The sequence below is a fragment of the Pontibacter anaerobius genome, assembly GCF_026241195.1.
GTDB lineage: Bacteria > Bacteroidota > Bacteroidia > Cytophagales > Hymenobacteraceae > Pontibacter > Pontibacter anaerobius.
Map to the genome: position 1 here is coordinate 264,822 of NZ_JAPFQO010000001.1, position 14,442 is coordinate 279,263.

Sequence of the window (14,442 nt, forward strand, 5' to 3'; positions counted from 1 at the left end):
CAGATAAATCAAAAACTATAAGCATAAAACAATTGCACGGGCATTTGTTCCCGGATAACGGAATAACAGGCAGCTAAAGTATGTAAGTGGCTTTATTTGATTTTCTTGTAAAGCAGGCAGATGTTCTGGGAACCCTCCGTAAGAAACTCCACTTTATCCATGATGCGGTTAACCAGCGCTATGCCCACGCCGCCCTTTTTACCCATCCGGATATGCTCCTGTATGTTGGGCTCTTTGTAGTTGTTGGACTCAAAGGCCGCCCCCTGGTCCGCGATCTCAAACTTTACCTGGTCCTTCAGGGTCTGTATTTTCAGGGTGAGGTATTTGGTGGGGTCCTCGTGGTTAGCGTGTATGATGAGGTTGGCGCATATCTCATCCACGGCCAATACGATCTGGTTCATGAGGATATCCGAAAGCGCGAGTGCCTTCAGATACTCCGTCACAAAGTCCCGTATCAGCTTCAGGTTTTTTTTAGTACAATTTACCCGAATGGAGTTATTCATTTGCAATGGTTCTTGCTTCCTCGTAATCGGATACGATGGTCATGAGCAGGTCTAGACCGAGTATCTCGAACACGTTGCGTACCTTGTCCTGCATGTTGAAGAAGATAAGCTTGATCTGTGCGTCCTCGAATCGCTGCAGGTGCGAGATAAATACTCCAAGGCCCGCTGAGGAAATATAGTTAAGCTTCTGGCAATCTACCAGAATCTTGCTGTATTTCATAATTTCCGGGTCCGATAACTCTTCGTCCAATATAACGGAGGAACTTGCATCCAGTTCACCATCCAGGGTCATGATGATGGTGTTGTCTTTAATTTCTTGTGTAATTTTCATCGGCATACTTTACGGGTTAATCATATGTTAGGTTGGGTAGGCCTGAACTTTATCACCAGCAGCGTTTGGTCGTCGTAGAGGTTGCCCGGCCCGGTAAAATCGTTCAGGTCATTTATGATAGCGTACTTAATGTCATCAGCTTCCAGGTGATAGGTTTGCTCCAGCATGTACAGCAGCCTGTCTTCGCCGTATTCTTCGTTCTTAGGGCTGCGCGCCTCCACAATACCGTCGGTGTAGATCACCATCACGTCACCAGGGTTGTAGTCGTAGTACATCTCCCGGATGTGGCCGGCGTAGTTCTTGTCGTCCCGGATAATGCCCAGCCCCAGGCCGTCTGTCTGGAAGTAGAACACGTTATCCATCATGGAGTTATAGTATAACGTATGGCAATGCCCGGCCCGGGCGAACATAAAGCCCTTCATACGGTAATCGATTATATATAGCGCAGAAGTTATGAAAGAGGTTCGCTCCAGGCAGCGGCTCAGTGCGCTGTTGGCCTGTTTCATGAACTCGCTCGGGGCCATGTCCTGTTGCATCAGCCCATGGAAAATACCTTTCATCTGGGCCATATGGAACGCCGCCGAAATACCCTTGCCCGACACATCGCCTATAATAATGGCAATCCGCGACTCGCTTAGCTGCAGGAAGTCGTAAAAATCGCCTCCCACCTCCTTGGCCGCCACCGAGTGCGTGCTGATCTCAAACCAGCTATCGGTCGGGAATGTTTTTGGGATCAGGCTTTCCTGTACCTGTGTGGCGATCTTCAGTTCCTCCTTGTAGCGCTCGTTTTGTAGCGACTCATTGACCAGGCGCAGGTTCTCGATGGTGAGCGTGGTCTGGCTGGTAAAGGTACGCAGTACGTTCACTGTCTCCTGGTCAAACCCACCCTCCACATCCTTCAGCAAGTATAAAACGCCGGACAAGTGCTTTGTGGACTTGATCGGAAGTATGGCCATCGATTTCCAGGCCAACCCCAGGCCACGGAAGCCAGGGTTACGGCCCAGGTTGTTGTTGATGTAATCCATATTATGGATGTTGTACGCCTGAAGCAGGTGCCTTATACTTTTGATCTGGGGCTCTTTGATGTTGAGCAGGTGAGTTACCTGTGGCTCACTGTTGCGGACCACCTCAAACCAGGCTGCGCTGGCATCCGAGGCCTTGATCGTGCTCTCTACCAGCATGTCGTATACTTGCGCCTCGCTTTGCCCTTGCTGTATAGAGAGGCTCAGGCGCTGGAAGTTGAGCAGGTCCTCGCTCTTTTGCTCAAATACGCTGGAGGTAGGCAGGCTGAACAGGGACACTAGGAAAGCAGCTAATGTGTACGTGCCCACAAACAGCATGGCCAGCAGCAGGAAACCTACATCCGTGTAATCGACCACCAGTTCCGGGCTGTTGGCCATGGCCCGGAAAAAGCGGACAAAGATGTAGCAGCTTAGGAGGATGGCCCCCAGCAGTACCAGAGAGCGGCTCTTATTGTTAAAGGTGAGGTAGGCCACCCACTTCATGTTGGTGCACAGGAAAAGTATATAGAAGCCTATCAGGGCCAGCAGCGGCAGAAAAACGTAGCTGGTATAGTTAAAGTTGAAGATGGTGAGCAGCAGCGTGGCGGCCAGCAGTAACTCAAACCAATCCCAGGCAATCTGAAGAAACTTGTTCTTGTGGTAGAGCAGCAGTTGGCGCCAGATGTAAAAGGCCTTGCCCAGGAAGAGCACCATCAGCCCGAAGTTTACCTGGTACACCAGGTGCAGCAACAGCGAGGACTCCTCTTCGGCGTAGTTCGTGTACACCCTGTAAACAAGGTATAGCGCCACGCTCAGGTAAGCCGCCACCCCTGCCCGCGAGAACAGGTTCCAGAGATAGCCAATAAAGTCCATCCCCTTGAGCATCTCGGTGTGCAGCCGCTGAAACAGGAACACCGATACGATGAAGACAACAATGAGCAGGTTGTTTAGAAAAGGGAACGCAAAAGAGGGCACACTGGCCCCTGTTACTGTGCTTTCGGCAGTAAGCAGCACATAAACCAGCAATAAGAGCCAGCTTACGATAGCGGAGGTAGCCAGTAAGGTTTTTGCGTTGTTTTTGTATAGCATAAAACGGAAATCCGTTTTTGTGTTAGCCGCGCCTGAATTACGATGCTCCCTGGCCTGTTTTAACATGAAAGGTAAGAAAAAAATCTGCTTTTTGGCCAAGGTGTCTTATCCTGTATAAGAAAATCACCTTGCATAACGTAAATCAGGGGGCGTAGGTTAATATTAATAAAATTAAATGTTTTAACCGCGCACCCACACTAGCTTGGTTTTGCGCCACCTGCATAAAAAAAGCAGCCAGTGGCTGTGCCGCGGGCTGCTTTTCACTGAGACGCTCACCTTAAGGTTAGGTCTGGAGCGTGTTTTATACGTTAGCGGCTGTAGTTCGGAGCCTCGCGCATGATCTGCACATCGTGCGGATGGCTTTCGCGAAGGCCGGCACCGGTTATCTTTACCATTTTGGCGCGCTGCAGGTCTTCTATTCTGGCGGTGCCGCAGTAGCCCATACCCGCCCTGATACCACCTACCAGCTGGTAGATTACCTCGTTTACAAGCCCTTTATAAGCCACGCGGCCTACAATACCCTCCGGTACCAATTTCTTGGCGTCTTTCTCGTTGCCCTGGAAGTAGCGGTCTTTCGAGCCTTCCTCCATCGCCTCTACAGAGCCCATGCCGCGGTAGGTTTTATACTTGCGGCCTTCGTAAATGATCATCTCGCCCGGGGCCTCTTCGGTTCCGGCCAGTAGAGAGCCGATCATGGCGGTACTTGCCCCACCAGCCAGCGCCTTCACAATATCGCCTGAGAACTTAATGCCACCGTCGGCAATTACCGGGACACCGGTGCCTTCCAGGCCTTTCACGGCTTCCATTACGGCGGACAGCTGTGGCATGCCTATACCTGCAATTACGCGGGTGGTACAGATACTGCCCGGGCCTACACCCACCTTCACGGCGTCGGCGCCGGCATCGGCCAGGGCTCTGGCACCGTCGGCTGTGGCTATGTTGCCGGCAATCAGGTCTACATCTGGGAACTCTGTTTTAATGCGTCTCACCGCCTCCAGCACACCTCTGGAGTGGCCATGGGCTGTGTCCACGCTGATCACGTCCACGCCGGCATCCACCAGTGCCTTCACGCGGTCCAGCACATCCGGGGTTACTCCCACGGCAGCACCTACGCGCAGGCGGCCATACTCGTCTTTGCAGGCAAAGGGGCGGTCTTTTTTCTTCAGGATGTCTTTATAGGTGATCAGGCCGGCCAGTTTTCCATTATCGTCCACTACCGGCAGCTTCTCGATCTTATACTCTTGCAGGATGTCCTCGGCCTTGGCCAGGTCAGTACCTTTTTTAGCCGTAATCAGGTTTTGCTTCGTCATGATGGCCGATACGGGCTGCGTGAGGTCACGCTGGAAACGCAGGTCGCGGTTGGTGATGATGCCTGTCAGCTTGCCCTCGTCATTCACGATCGGGATACCGCCGATCTTGTTCTCGGTCATGATCTGTACGGCGTCACCTAGAGTGGCTTTTTCGTTCAGGGTGATCGGGTCCAGGATCATGCCGCTTTCAGAGCGCTTCACTTTGCGCACCTGCTCCGCCTGCTTCCTGATCGACATGTTTTTATGAATGATGCCGATACCGCCTTCCTGCGCCATTGCAATGGCCAGTTCAGCCTCGGTAACGGTGTCCATGGCGGCTGAAATAAGCGGGATGTTGATGCGGATGTTGCGCGTTAATTGCGAGGAGGTATCAGTTTGGTGAGGAAGCACCTCGGAGTAAGCCGGGAGCAGCAGCACGTCATCATAGGTGAGTGCCTCAAATAAAATCTTAGACTGATCGGAGAGCATGGCAAATAAATTAGGGGTTGTTATTTGCCGCGTAAAGTTACAGAAACTTAAGGAGATATTTATGCAAATGTGGATGGGATTTTTTTGCAGGCACCAGGCAGCAAAAGTACAGCTATCAGGAAGTATGGTAAGTTTGGGTCGGTTTTAGACCGCTCGCGGGAGGGGTAGTCTATTTTCTCTCATGCGGCTCAACCTGTTTTAGAATGACTTTTTACTGAGAACCGTGGTGAAAACAGGTTGAGTGTAAGCTGGACTGAGAGAAGTGGCGCAAGGCAGCATCCAGGCAAGTATCAAGTATAACGTATGGCCTGAAAATATAAATTAATAAACGGCCATACTTGGGTCTACCTGCGTTGCCCACGCATGGATGCCGCCTTTCAGGTTTAGCAGGTTATCGAAACCGAGGCGCTGCGTGAGGTAGTTAATGGCCTGTGCGCTGCGGAAGCCGTGGTGGCAGATAACCACCACCGGTATATCGCGGCGGATGCGGGCCGACTGCCTGGAAAGCTCGCCAAGCGGTATCAGTTCGCCTCCGAGGTTGCAGATCTCAAACTCCTCCGGCTCGCGCACATCCAGCAGTTGTATGTTGCTGCTGTGGGCCAGCCTGTCTTTCAGTTCCTGTGCGGTAATCTCATCCATAGTTCCTGTTCGGTAAATCGGGTATAGTTTTAGCGGTACAAACAGCGGGAGGTTGCACCGAGCCTCAAAATTAAACAAGCTTTTGTTTACAAGAGTAGCTTTGCGGTGTAAATTGCGGCAATGGAAATTTGGCAAAGTATAGTGGAAGGCCTGAAGGCCATGAGCCTGGTAGAGCTTACGGGGGTGGTGTTTGGCATCCTGGGGGTGTGGCTGGCAGCAAAGCCCAGCGTCTGGACCTGGCCGGCTAGCCTGGTGAGTGTAGGCATGTATGTGCTGGTGTTTTACGATGCCCGCCTCTACGCCGACATGGGCCTGAACGTATTTTACGTTATTACCAGCCTCTACGGCTGGTATGTGTGGCTGTATGGAGGCAAGCACCACACAGAGCGCAAGGTGGGGCGTACCACGGCCAAAGAGCTTTCGGTATTGTTAGTGCTGGGCGCACTTTTTACCCTGGGCCTGGGGTATTTCCTGGATAACTACACCGATGCCGACCTCTCTTACACCGATTCGGCCACCACAGCCGTGAGTCTGATCGGCTACTGGATGATGGCCAAAAAGCAGCTGGAAAACTGGATCGTGTGGCTGGTGGTGGATGTGGTTTATGTAGGCGTTTATACGTATAAGGAGTTGTACCTCACCAGCTTCCTGTATATTGTTTTTCTGGCACTGTGTGTGCAGGGATATCGTAACTGGAAGAAGGAAATTGCGCAGCAACAGCAAAAGGTTGTAGCATAGTTATACTTTATCTTTTAGTTGTTTAATTCTGTTATCGGCAGTAAAGCGTAAAAGGACTAATTACCCTTTGCTGCGACCCCTATACGGGCGTAGTTTGTTAAACCACTAACGCTGCAGCACCATGAAACAACGTAAACTGGAATTACCCGATGAACTGAAATTTGAGAATCGGATGAAGTGGGGTTACGAGTCTCCGGATGAGCGACCTAAGTTTGTTTTTCTGAGACAATGTGGAGATATAAAACCCAAGGTGGTGGAAGTCTATAACTTCTACGACTACAGTTTCTCTGATAATTAAAACATCTGCATATAAGATGTTTTAAAGCGGGAGGCAGCCATTACGGTTGCCTCCCGCTGTTTTTATGTACTCTCCACTTCATTATTTTTCCCGACCTTTGCCTTATGATCAAGATCGCCATAACCGGGCCGGAGTCTACGGGCAAGTCTACGCTGGCGGAGCAACTGGCGGCGCAGTACGGTACCGTGTGGGTGCCGGAGTACGCCCGCAGCTACGTGGGCAACCTGGGCAGGCCTTATACTTTAGCGGATATAGAAAATATAGCCCGCGGCCAAATGGCATTGGAGCGGGAGCTGCAGCAGCAGGCCAACGCCATCCTTTTCGCGGATACTGACATGCTGGTGCTCAAGATATGGAGCGAGCACGCCTTCGGCCACACCCCTTCCTGGATACTGGAGCAACTACAGCAACAAGACTATAACCTTTGCCTGCTGATGGGCGTTGATTTGCCGTGGGAGCCTGATCCGCAGCGCGAGCACCCGCACCTGCGCCAGTACTTTTACGACTGGTACAAACGGGAGTTGGAGGCGCTGCAGGTGCCTTTTGTGGAGATAAGCGGGCAACAGCAGGAGCGGCTGCAGCTGGCTACGCGGCACGTAAAGGAGCTCCTGCAGAAACATCAACCTTAAACAACCGAACATGCTATACTTCCTCGAGAACGATAACTACAAAGTGGGCATCGATACGCTGGGTGCCGAGCTGCACCACTTCATTAAGAAAGATGAGAACCTGGAGTTTATCTGGCAGGCCGACCCGCAGGTATGGGCAAGCCACGCGCCCAACCTGTTCCCAATAGTGGGGGAGCTGCCGGGGCAGCAGTATACTTTTGAAGGGCAGAAGTATGACATGAAGCGCCATGGCTTTGCTCGCCGCAAGAAGTTTGAGCTGGTAGAGGAGCACCACGATAAGCTGGTTTTCCAGCTGACCGAGGATGAGGAGACGCTGCAGCAGTACCCGTTCGAGTTCCGGTTGCTGGTAGCCTATACCTTGGAATGGAACAAGCTGTCGGTTACCTACCATGTGGCCAACACCAGTAAGCAGAATTTATACTTTTCTGTTGGTGCCCACCCTGGTTTTAACGTGCCTTTTTACCCTAACGAGGAGTATGAGGATTACTTCATCGAGTTTGAGAAAGAAGAGACGCTGCACCGCCACCTGCTGAGCGAGGATGGCCTGCAGAACGGCAACACAGAATCGGTGATGGAGCACGAAGGTAAACTAGCCCTGAACCGCAAGTATTTTTATAAAGATGCACTGGTTTTTAAGGATGTGCGGTCGGAGAAGGTAACATTGGGCAGCCCCAGGAACGCGCGCCGCATAGAGGTGGAGTTTGATGGATTTCCGTACCTGGGCATTTGGGGCAAACCGGAGCATCCGCGCTACGTGTGCATAGAGCCCTGGTGCGGCATAGCCGGCAGGGTAGGCGAGAGCGGCGACATCACGGAGAAAGAAGGCATCAACCAGCTGGCCCCGGAGCAGACGTTTGCCCGCACCTATACTATCACGATACTGTAAGTGTCGTTGCTCGTTGGTTGATAATCTCTAACGTCAAAAAGCCCCGCTACACTCTAAAGTATGGCGGGGCTTTTTGTTTGCAGCGGGTATCGTAGTACTCAGTGCAAGGAGGGCTCCGGAAACTTCGGAACCTTAATTTTTCTGAAGTCATACTTCGGTTCAAAATCATTTACAGGCAGCGAAATGCCTGGCGGAAGGTCCAGGTCTGGCAGGTCATCCCCTAATGGCTCGCCTCCATCGTCGTCGTTGTCGGTAGATGGCGGGCGGTTAAATCTGGTGCGTGGGGCAAAGGCATAGTATGCCAGTATGGTTAACAGTGCTACTGTGTATAAAATGCTGATCATCATCGCGGTTCTCTTTTATTTTTCAACTTCTGCTGATCTCTCTGCACGGCAAAAAATGTTTCCTAACAAGGAGTGAAAATTATAGTGCCTTCTATTGCATTACAACGTACTTTTGGGGTAAGTGGTTATCCGTCAGAGCCAAAATTTAGCAGGAGCTGCAAACCTTGTGTTATGGCTTGCCCAAGTATAAATTAACACTGTTTTTGGTTTAGAAGAGAAAGCGATATACCTTTGCCAGTACTCAGGGGTGCCCAAAGATTACGGGCTGAGATCATACCCATAGAACCTGATCCGGGTAATGCCGGCGAAGGGAGAGGTACGGGAAACAATTTTAGCGGGCTGCCGACCCCTGGCATGGCCGTATGTTTCACCATTTTCTTTTTCTATAACCAATGAAAAGCTTTTTCACGGCACTGGCAGCCATCATACTGCCATTGCAACTGTTGGCGCAGCACACCCTGAGCGGGCGTGTGCGCAATGCCGACACAGGAGAGGCCCTGGCAGGTGCTACCGTAGTGCTGCAGGGCTCCAACACCGCTACCGCCACAGGCAGCGGCGGTACATTTTCTTTCCCCGATCTTCAGGCCGGGATTTATACTTTAAAAGTGACTTTCCTGGGCTTTGAGCAGCAGCAGGCAAGCGTAGACCTGCAGCAGGACGAGCAGGTGCAGATCGCGCTGAGGCCGCAGGCGTTGCAAACCGGCGAGGTGGTGGTGTCGGCCACGCGGGCCAGCGAGAAAACCGGTACCACCTTTACCAACGTTACCAAGCAGGAGATAGAAGATCGCAACTTTGGCCAGGACCTGCCTTACTTGCTGGAGCAGACGCCATCAGTGGTGGTGAACTCCGATGCCGGCGCAGGCGTGGGCTACACGGGCATCCGCATCCGGGGCTCCGATATCACGCGCATCAACGTAACGGTAAACGGCATCCCGATAAACGACTCGGAGAGCCACGGCACTTTCTTCGTGAATATGCCCGATCTGGCCTCTTCCATAGAGGATGTGCAGGTGCAGCGCGGGGTGGGCACCTCTACCAACGGAGCCGGAGCCTTCGGGGCAAGTCTGAATATCCGCACCATTGGCGTAAACCGCGAAGCCTACGCCGAGGCCGTGAATGCCTATGGCTCTTACAACACCTGGCGCCACTCGGTTTCTTTCGGTTCCGGCCTTATCAACGATAAGTTTACCGTAGATGGCCGCCTTTCCAAAATCTCTTCGGATGGCTACATCGACCGTGCCTTCTCCGACCTGAAATCATACTACCTGGCGGCGGGCTACCATGGCAAAACAGGTATGCTCAAGTTCGTGACTTTCTCGGGCAAGGAAAAAACCTACCAGGCCTGGAACGGCGTGCCGGAGGAGAAGCTGGAGACAGACCGCACTTTTAACTCCCTCACCTACGAGAACGAGACCGACAACTACCAGCAGGACCACTACCAGCTGCATTACTCCAAAGACCTGCTGCCGCGCCTGAACCTGGGCGGTGCCTTCCATTTTACCCGAGGCCGCGGCTACTACGAGCAGTACAAGTATAACCAGAAGCTGGCTAACTATAGCATTGCACCGGTTGTGCTGGGCGACACCACCATCAGCCGCTCCGACCTGATCCGCCAGAAGTGGCTCGATAACTATTTCTACGGTGCTACCTACGCCCTGAACTATACCGATGAGGCCGGTAAGCTGAACGCGACGCTTGGCGGCGCCTGGAACAAGTATGACGGCGACCATTACGGCGAGGTGATCTGGGCCCGCTATGCCTCCGATAGCGAACTGGGCCAGCGCTACTACTTCAACAATGCCCTGAAGACGGACTTCAACATCTTTGGCAAAGTAAACTACCAGCTAACGGAGCGCCTGGGTGTGTTCGGTGATCTACAGTTTCGCACCATTGCCTATAGTATAGATGGCGTGGATGATGATAACCGTGATGTGACGCAGGAGGTAGATTTCAGCTTTGTAAACCCGAAGGCAGGTGTTACCTACGAGATTTCAGAAGGGCAGACTGCCTACGCCTCGTATGCCGTGGGCAACCGCGAGCCAACCCGCTCTGACTTTACCGATAAGCCGCAGAACACACAGGCAGGCGCTGCCGATCCGGAGGCGGAAACGCTGTACAACCTGGAGGCAGGGTACCGCCTGCGCGGCGGCAGCCAAAGTATACTTGGGCAGGATACCCGCTATACTCTGGATGCCAACGTCTACTACATGGATTACGACAACCAACTGGTGCTTACCGGCCAACTGAACGATGTGGGCTCGCCGCTGCGCACTAACATAAAGGACAGTTACCGCGCCGGGTTAGAACTGGCAGGAATGATCAATTTTAACGATGTGGTGGAGTTGAGCAGCACCGTTACCTTCAGCCGCAACAAGATCAAGAATTACACGGAGTACCTTTACGTGTATGATGCCGATTATAATGTAGAGGATGTGGTGGAGACAAACTATAGCGAAACAGACATTTCCTTCTCGCCGGCCGTGGTGTCGGCGCACAAGCTGGAGGTGCAGCCGCTAAAGGGCTTCAGAGCCGCCATACTTTACAAAACCGTAAGCGAGCAGTTCCTTGATAACACTGCCTCCGATGATCGCAAAATAGACGCGTACCAGGTAACTGACCTGCGCCTGCGCTATACTTTAAAGCCATCGTTTATGAAGGAGCTGGAGCTGGCGCTGCTGGTAAACAATCTCTTTAACCAAAAGTACGTGGCCAACGGCTATACCTGGAGCGAGCAGTACGTGGGCGACAACACCCGCTACGACTACAACTACTACTACCCGCAAGCCACCCGTAACTTCCTGGCCTCTGTGGGCCTCAGGTTTTAAAGTATAAATTCCGTTCCGTACTTTTAAGAAGGAGCCCCGCCATTTTGGTGGGGCTTTTTTTGACCACAGATGAAGGGGATCGGGTTGATGGACAGGATTTTATTTGTTTAGCCTATCCTGTCCATCCAATAATCCTGAAAATCCTGATCCAATCCTGATTTAAATTTTATATTTGCGTATTACCCTTCTCATCAACCTTAAAACAAAACTATGGCTTACGAATCTTCAGGTGCGCCTGATTACTTCAATATCGACGACCTGCTCACGGAAGAGCATTTGCTTATCCGCCAGACCATGCGCGACTTCGTGAAGCGCGAGATCTCTCCTAAGATTGAGCAGTGGGCGCAGGACGCGCATTTCCCATCAGAGATTGTAAAGAAGTTTGGCGATGTGGGTGCCTTTGGCCCAACCATTCCGACAGAGTATGGCGGCGGCGGCCTGGACTACATCAGCTACGGCATCATCATGCAGGAGATTGAGCGCGGCGATTCCGGCATGCGTTCTACTGCCTCTGTGCAAGGCTCTCTGGTAATGTACCCGATTTACAAGTATGGCTCGGAGGAGCAGCGCAATAAATACCTGCCAAAACTGGCCAGCGGCGAGTGGCTGGGCTGCTTCGGCCTCACGGAGCCGGACTTCGGCTCTAACCCAGGCGGTATGGTAACCAACATCAAGGACATGGGCGACCACTACCTGCTCAACGGCTCTAAAATGTGGATCTCCAACTCTCCGGAGTGTCAGGTGGCTGTTGTATGGGCAAAGAATGAGGAAGGCCGCATTAAAGGCTTGATTGTGGAGCGCGGCATGGAAGGCTTTACTACGCCAGAGATCCACAACAAGTGGAGCCTGCGCGCCAGCTGCACCGGCGAGCTGGTTTTCGATAACGTAAAGGTGCCGAAGGAGAACCTGTTGCCAAACGTGGATGGTTTGCGCGGTCCGCTGGGTTGCCTCGACTCTGCCCGCTACGGTATTTCGTGGGGTGCCATCGGTGCCGCCATCGATTGCTACGAGTCGGCGCTGAAGTATAGCAAGGAGCGTATACAGTTCGATAAACCGATCGGCGGTTTCCAGCTGACGCAGAAAAAGCTTGCCGAGATGCTGACAGAAATTACTAAGGCGCAGCTGATGGTATGGCGCTTAGGCACGCTGATGAACGAAGGCAAAGCCACAACGCAGCAGATATCCATGGCGAAGCGCAACAGCGTAGACATGGCCCTGCACATTGCCCGCGAGGCGCGCCAGATCCACGGCGGCATGGGTATTACCGGCGAGTACCCCATCATGCGCCACATGATGAACCTTGAGTCGGTTATCACCTACGAGGGTACACACGATATTCATCTGCTGATTACGGGCGCGGATATTACAGGTATTCAGGCGTTTAAATAATCTGGTTATTGGTTGCTCGTTGATCGGGTGGCGATAAAGTATAGCAAAGGCAGCTGCGTGAGTGGCTGCCTTTTTTTGATCAGGATTTACACGATTAGTGGATGAGCAGGATTTTGTTTTAATGTTTGATTATCTCAGGTTACTTAGGAGTAGCATAATCTTAGAGCAAGTTTCCCTCTTTGGAGTAGGGCCGTTAAGTTCTACGCTTAGTTATACTATGGCGCGAGCGTCCTCGCTCGTGTCGAAGTATAGTTTGGGCCTCTGGCCCAGTTGAGTCAGAGACTCAACCTTATTTGTTAGTCACGAATCTGGAGATTCGCGCCAGAAAGTGGGGAACTTAACAGCCCTGCCTCTATGGAGGGGCTACGGTTAGGGCACAAAAATAAACCGTTCAACCTACCGCGAGCTTTCAACTCGTGGTTGTCCAGGGCAGCGAGCTTTCAACTAGTGTTAGCCAAATTACCGCTCAGTTCAGGCCTTCACAAGCTGAAAGCTTGCCTCATAGAAAGCCACAAGTTGAAAACTTGCGGCAGAACGAACTTGTGTCTTAACTGTAGCTTTCGATGAGTAGGGGGAAGTTTACATCTTAGAACAAAAATCCTGTATATCCACTAATCCTGCAAATCCTGATTCAGATTATTGCTAATTATATTAGATTTATCTGTATAAACTATAAAATAATTAGCAAAATTGCGTAAATTCGTAAGCCGAAATGGAGCGAAAGCACCGCTGAAACTGTTACCTTTAGGAGCAGCGAAAGCTCAATTTTTGTAGAAGATTATACTTATGAGAGAAGATTATCTCACCGGCGAAAACGACTACATGACGCCGGCCGAAAAGGACATAGACAAGGCCCTCCGCCCGCTTAGTTTCCGCGACTTTACCGGTCAGGACAAGGTGGTGGAGAACCTGAAGATATTTGTGCAGGCGGCCAAGCGCCGCGGCGAGGCCCTGGACCACGTACTGCTGCACGGCCCTCCAGGCTTGGGTAAGACCACACTCTCGCACATTATTGCCTCCGAGCTGGATGCAGGTATAAAAATGACTTCCGGCCCGGTGCTAGACAAGCCAAGCGACCTCGCAGGCCTGCTGACAAACCTGGAGGCCAACGATGTGCTGTTTATCGACGAGATTCACCGCCTGAACCCGATTGTGGAAGAGTACCTGTACTCGGCCATGGAAGACTACAAGATCGACATTATGCTTGACTCTGGTCCGAATGCCCGCTCGGTGCAAATCAGCCTGAACCCGTTTACGTTGATCGGGGCCACCACGCGCTCCGGTTTACTCACGGCGCCGTTGCGTGCCCGTTTCAGCATTAACTCGCGCCTGGAGTACTACGATGCCGAGTTACTGCGATCTATCGTAAAGCGCTCTTCCTTTTTGCTTGGAGCGCCGATACATGAGGATGCGGCCTTTGAGATTGCCCGCCGCAGCCGCGGCACGCCGCGTATCGCCAACAACCTGCTGCGCCGCACCCGCGACTTCGCACAGGTAAAAGGCGACGGCACTATTACAGTGGACATAGCTAAATTCGCCCTGAACGCCCTGGACGTAGACCACAACGGCCTCGATGATATGGACAACAGAATCCTGAACACCATTATCGACAAGTTTAAAGGCGGCCCGGTAGGAATTACCACCATCGCCACGGCTTGTGGTGAGGAGTCAGAAACGATCGAGGAAGTATATGAGCCATTCCTGATCCAGGAGGGCTACATAAAGCGCACCGCCCGCGGCCGTGAGGCTACCGAGATGGCTTACCGCCACCTGGGCAAGATTCCGCCGCAGGAGATTGCATCTGGCGGCTTATTTAACCAGCCGGAATAAATAAGCTGTTTGTGATATAGTTAAAAAGGCAGATCGAAAGGTCTGCCTTTTTCTTTTACCCCTCTACAGCCCTTACCGTTTGGGCACATTTTGTTCCTGCCGCAGGATTGCATCTTGTGGCTTTTAATGAGGCAAGCTTTCAGCTTGCGAAAGTATAAACTG

General features: G+C 52.1%; 12 protein-coding genes and 1 riboswitch. Of the genes, 6 read left to right on the forward strand and 6 right to left on the reverse strand.

Annotated features, from left to right (window positions below):
* Positions 1 to 92: 92 nt before the first annotated feature.
* The 5 genes from OO017_RS01305 to OO017_RS01325 all read right to left on the reverse strand — a co-directional run bounded on the left by OO017_RS01305 (position 93) and on the right by OO017_RS01325 (position 5,341).
* A complete protein-coding gene (locus OO017_RS01305; RefSeq protein ID WP_266050627.1) occupies positions 93 to 503 on the reverse strand; it encodes an ATP-binding protein in 411 nt (136 codons plus the stop codon).
* Positions 496 to 834: an STAS domain-containing protein gene (locus tag OO017_RS01310; RefSeq protein ID WP_266050628.1), complete on the reverse strand. Its 339-nt coding sequence runs from the start codon at positions 832 to 834 to the stop codon at positions 496 to 498. The genes OO017_RS01305 and OO017_RS01310 overlap by 8 nt, the downstream gene beginning before the upstream one ends.
* Before the next feature lie 20 nt (positions 835 to 854).
* Positions 855 to 2,924, reverse strand: coding sequence for a GAF domain-containing SpoIIE family protein phosphatase (locus tag OO017_RS01315; RefSeq protein ID WP_266050629.1), 2,070 nt, complete (start codon positions 2,922 to 2,924; stop codon positions 855 to 857).
* A 308-nt stretch (positions 2,925 to 3,232) separates the two neighbouring features.
* Positions 3,233 to 4,702, reverse strand: coding sequence for an IMP dehydrogenase (gene guaB, locus OO017_RS01320; RefSeq protein ID WP_266050630.1), 1,470 nt, complete (start codon positions 4,700 to 4,702; stop codon positions 3,233 to 3,235).
* A gap of 321 nt (positions 4,703 to 5,023) precedes the next feature.
* Entirely contained in the window at positions 5,024 to 5,341 is a 318-nt protein-coding gene (locus OO017_RS01325) for a rhodanese-like domain-containing protein (protein ID WP_266050631.1), read from the reverse strand.
* A gap of 120 nt (positions 5,342 to 5,461) precedes the next feature.
* On the opposite strand from OO017_RS01325, the gene pnuC reads away from it, so the two are divergent.
* The 3 genes from pnuC (at position 5,462) to OO017_RS01340 (ending at position 7,892) form a co-directional block, all read left to right on the forward strand.
* On the forward strand, positions 5,462 to 6,079 hold the full coding sequence (pnuC, locus tag OO017_RS01330) for a nicotinamide riboside transporter PnuC (RefSeq protein ID WP_266050632.1): 618 nt from the start codon (positions 5,462 to 5,464) through the stop codon (positions 6,077 to 6,079).
* A 402-nt stretch (positions 6,080 to 6,481) separates the two neighbouring features.
* A complete protein-coding gene (locus OO017_RS01335; protein WP_266050633.1) occupies positions 6,482 to 7,006 on the forward strand; it encodes an AAA family ATPase in 525 nt (174 codons plus the stop codon).
* Between the two features lie 10 nt (positions 7,007 to 7,016).
* The gene (locus OO017_RS01340) at positions 7,017 to 7,892 is read left to right on the forward strand and encodes an aldose 1-epimerase family protein (protein ID WP_266050634.1); all 876 of its coding nucleotides are present in this window, start codon (positions 7,017 to 7,019) and stop codon (positions 7,890 to 7,892) included.
* A 98-nt stretch (positions 7,893 to 7,990) separates the two neighbouring features.
* Here OO017_RS01340 and OO017_RS01345 read toward each other — a convergent pair whose 3' ends face one another.
* Positions 7,991 to 8,236, reverse strand: coding sequence for a hypothetical protein (locus tag OO017_RS01345; RefSeq protein WP_266050635.1), 246 nt, complete (start codon positions 8,234 to 8,236; stop codon positions 7,991 to 7,993).
* Between the two features lie 233 nt (positions 8,237 to 8,469).
* Positions 8,470 to 8,566: riboswitch (TPP riboswitch) on the forward strand.
* A 62-nt stretch (positions 8,567 to 8,628) separates the two neighbouring features.
* Between OO017_RS01345 and OO017_RS01350 the strand changes: the two genes are divergently transcribed.
* The 3 genes from OO017_RS01350 (at position 8,629) to ruvB (ending at position 14,280) form a co-directional block, all read left to right on the forward strand.
* Positions 8,629 to 11,061 (forward strand): TonB-dependent receptor, encoded by a 2,433-nt coding sequence (locus OO017_RS01350; protein WP_266050636.1) that lies wholly within the window; start codon positions 8,629 to 8,631, stop codon positions 11,059 to 11,061.
* 210 nt (positions 11,062 to 11,271) lie between these two features.
* The gene (locus OO017_RS01355) at positions 11,272 to 12,450 is read left to right on the forward strand and encodes an acyl-CoA dehydrogenase family protein (protein ID WP_266050637.1); all 1,179 of its coding nucleotides are present in this window, start codon (positions 11,272 to 11,274) and stop codon (positions 12,448 to 12,450) included.
* 786 nt (positions 12,451 to 13,236) lie between these two features.
* Positions 13,237 to 14,280, forward strand: coding sequence for a Holliday junction branch migration DNA helicase RuvB (gene ruvB, locus OO017_RS01360; protein WP_266050638.1), 1,044 nt, complete (start codon positions 13,237 to 13,239; stop codon positions 14,278 to 14,280).
* The last annotated feature ends 162 nt before the right edge of the window (positions 14,281 to 14,442 follow it).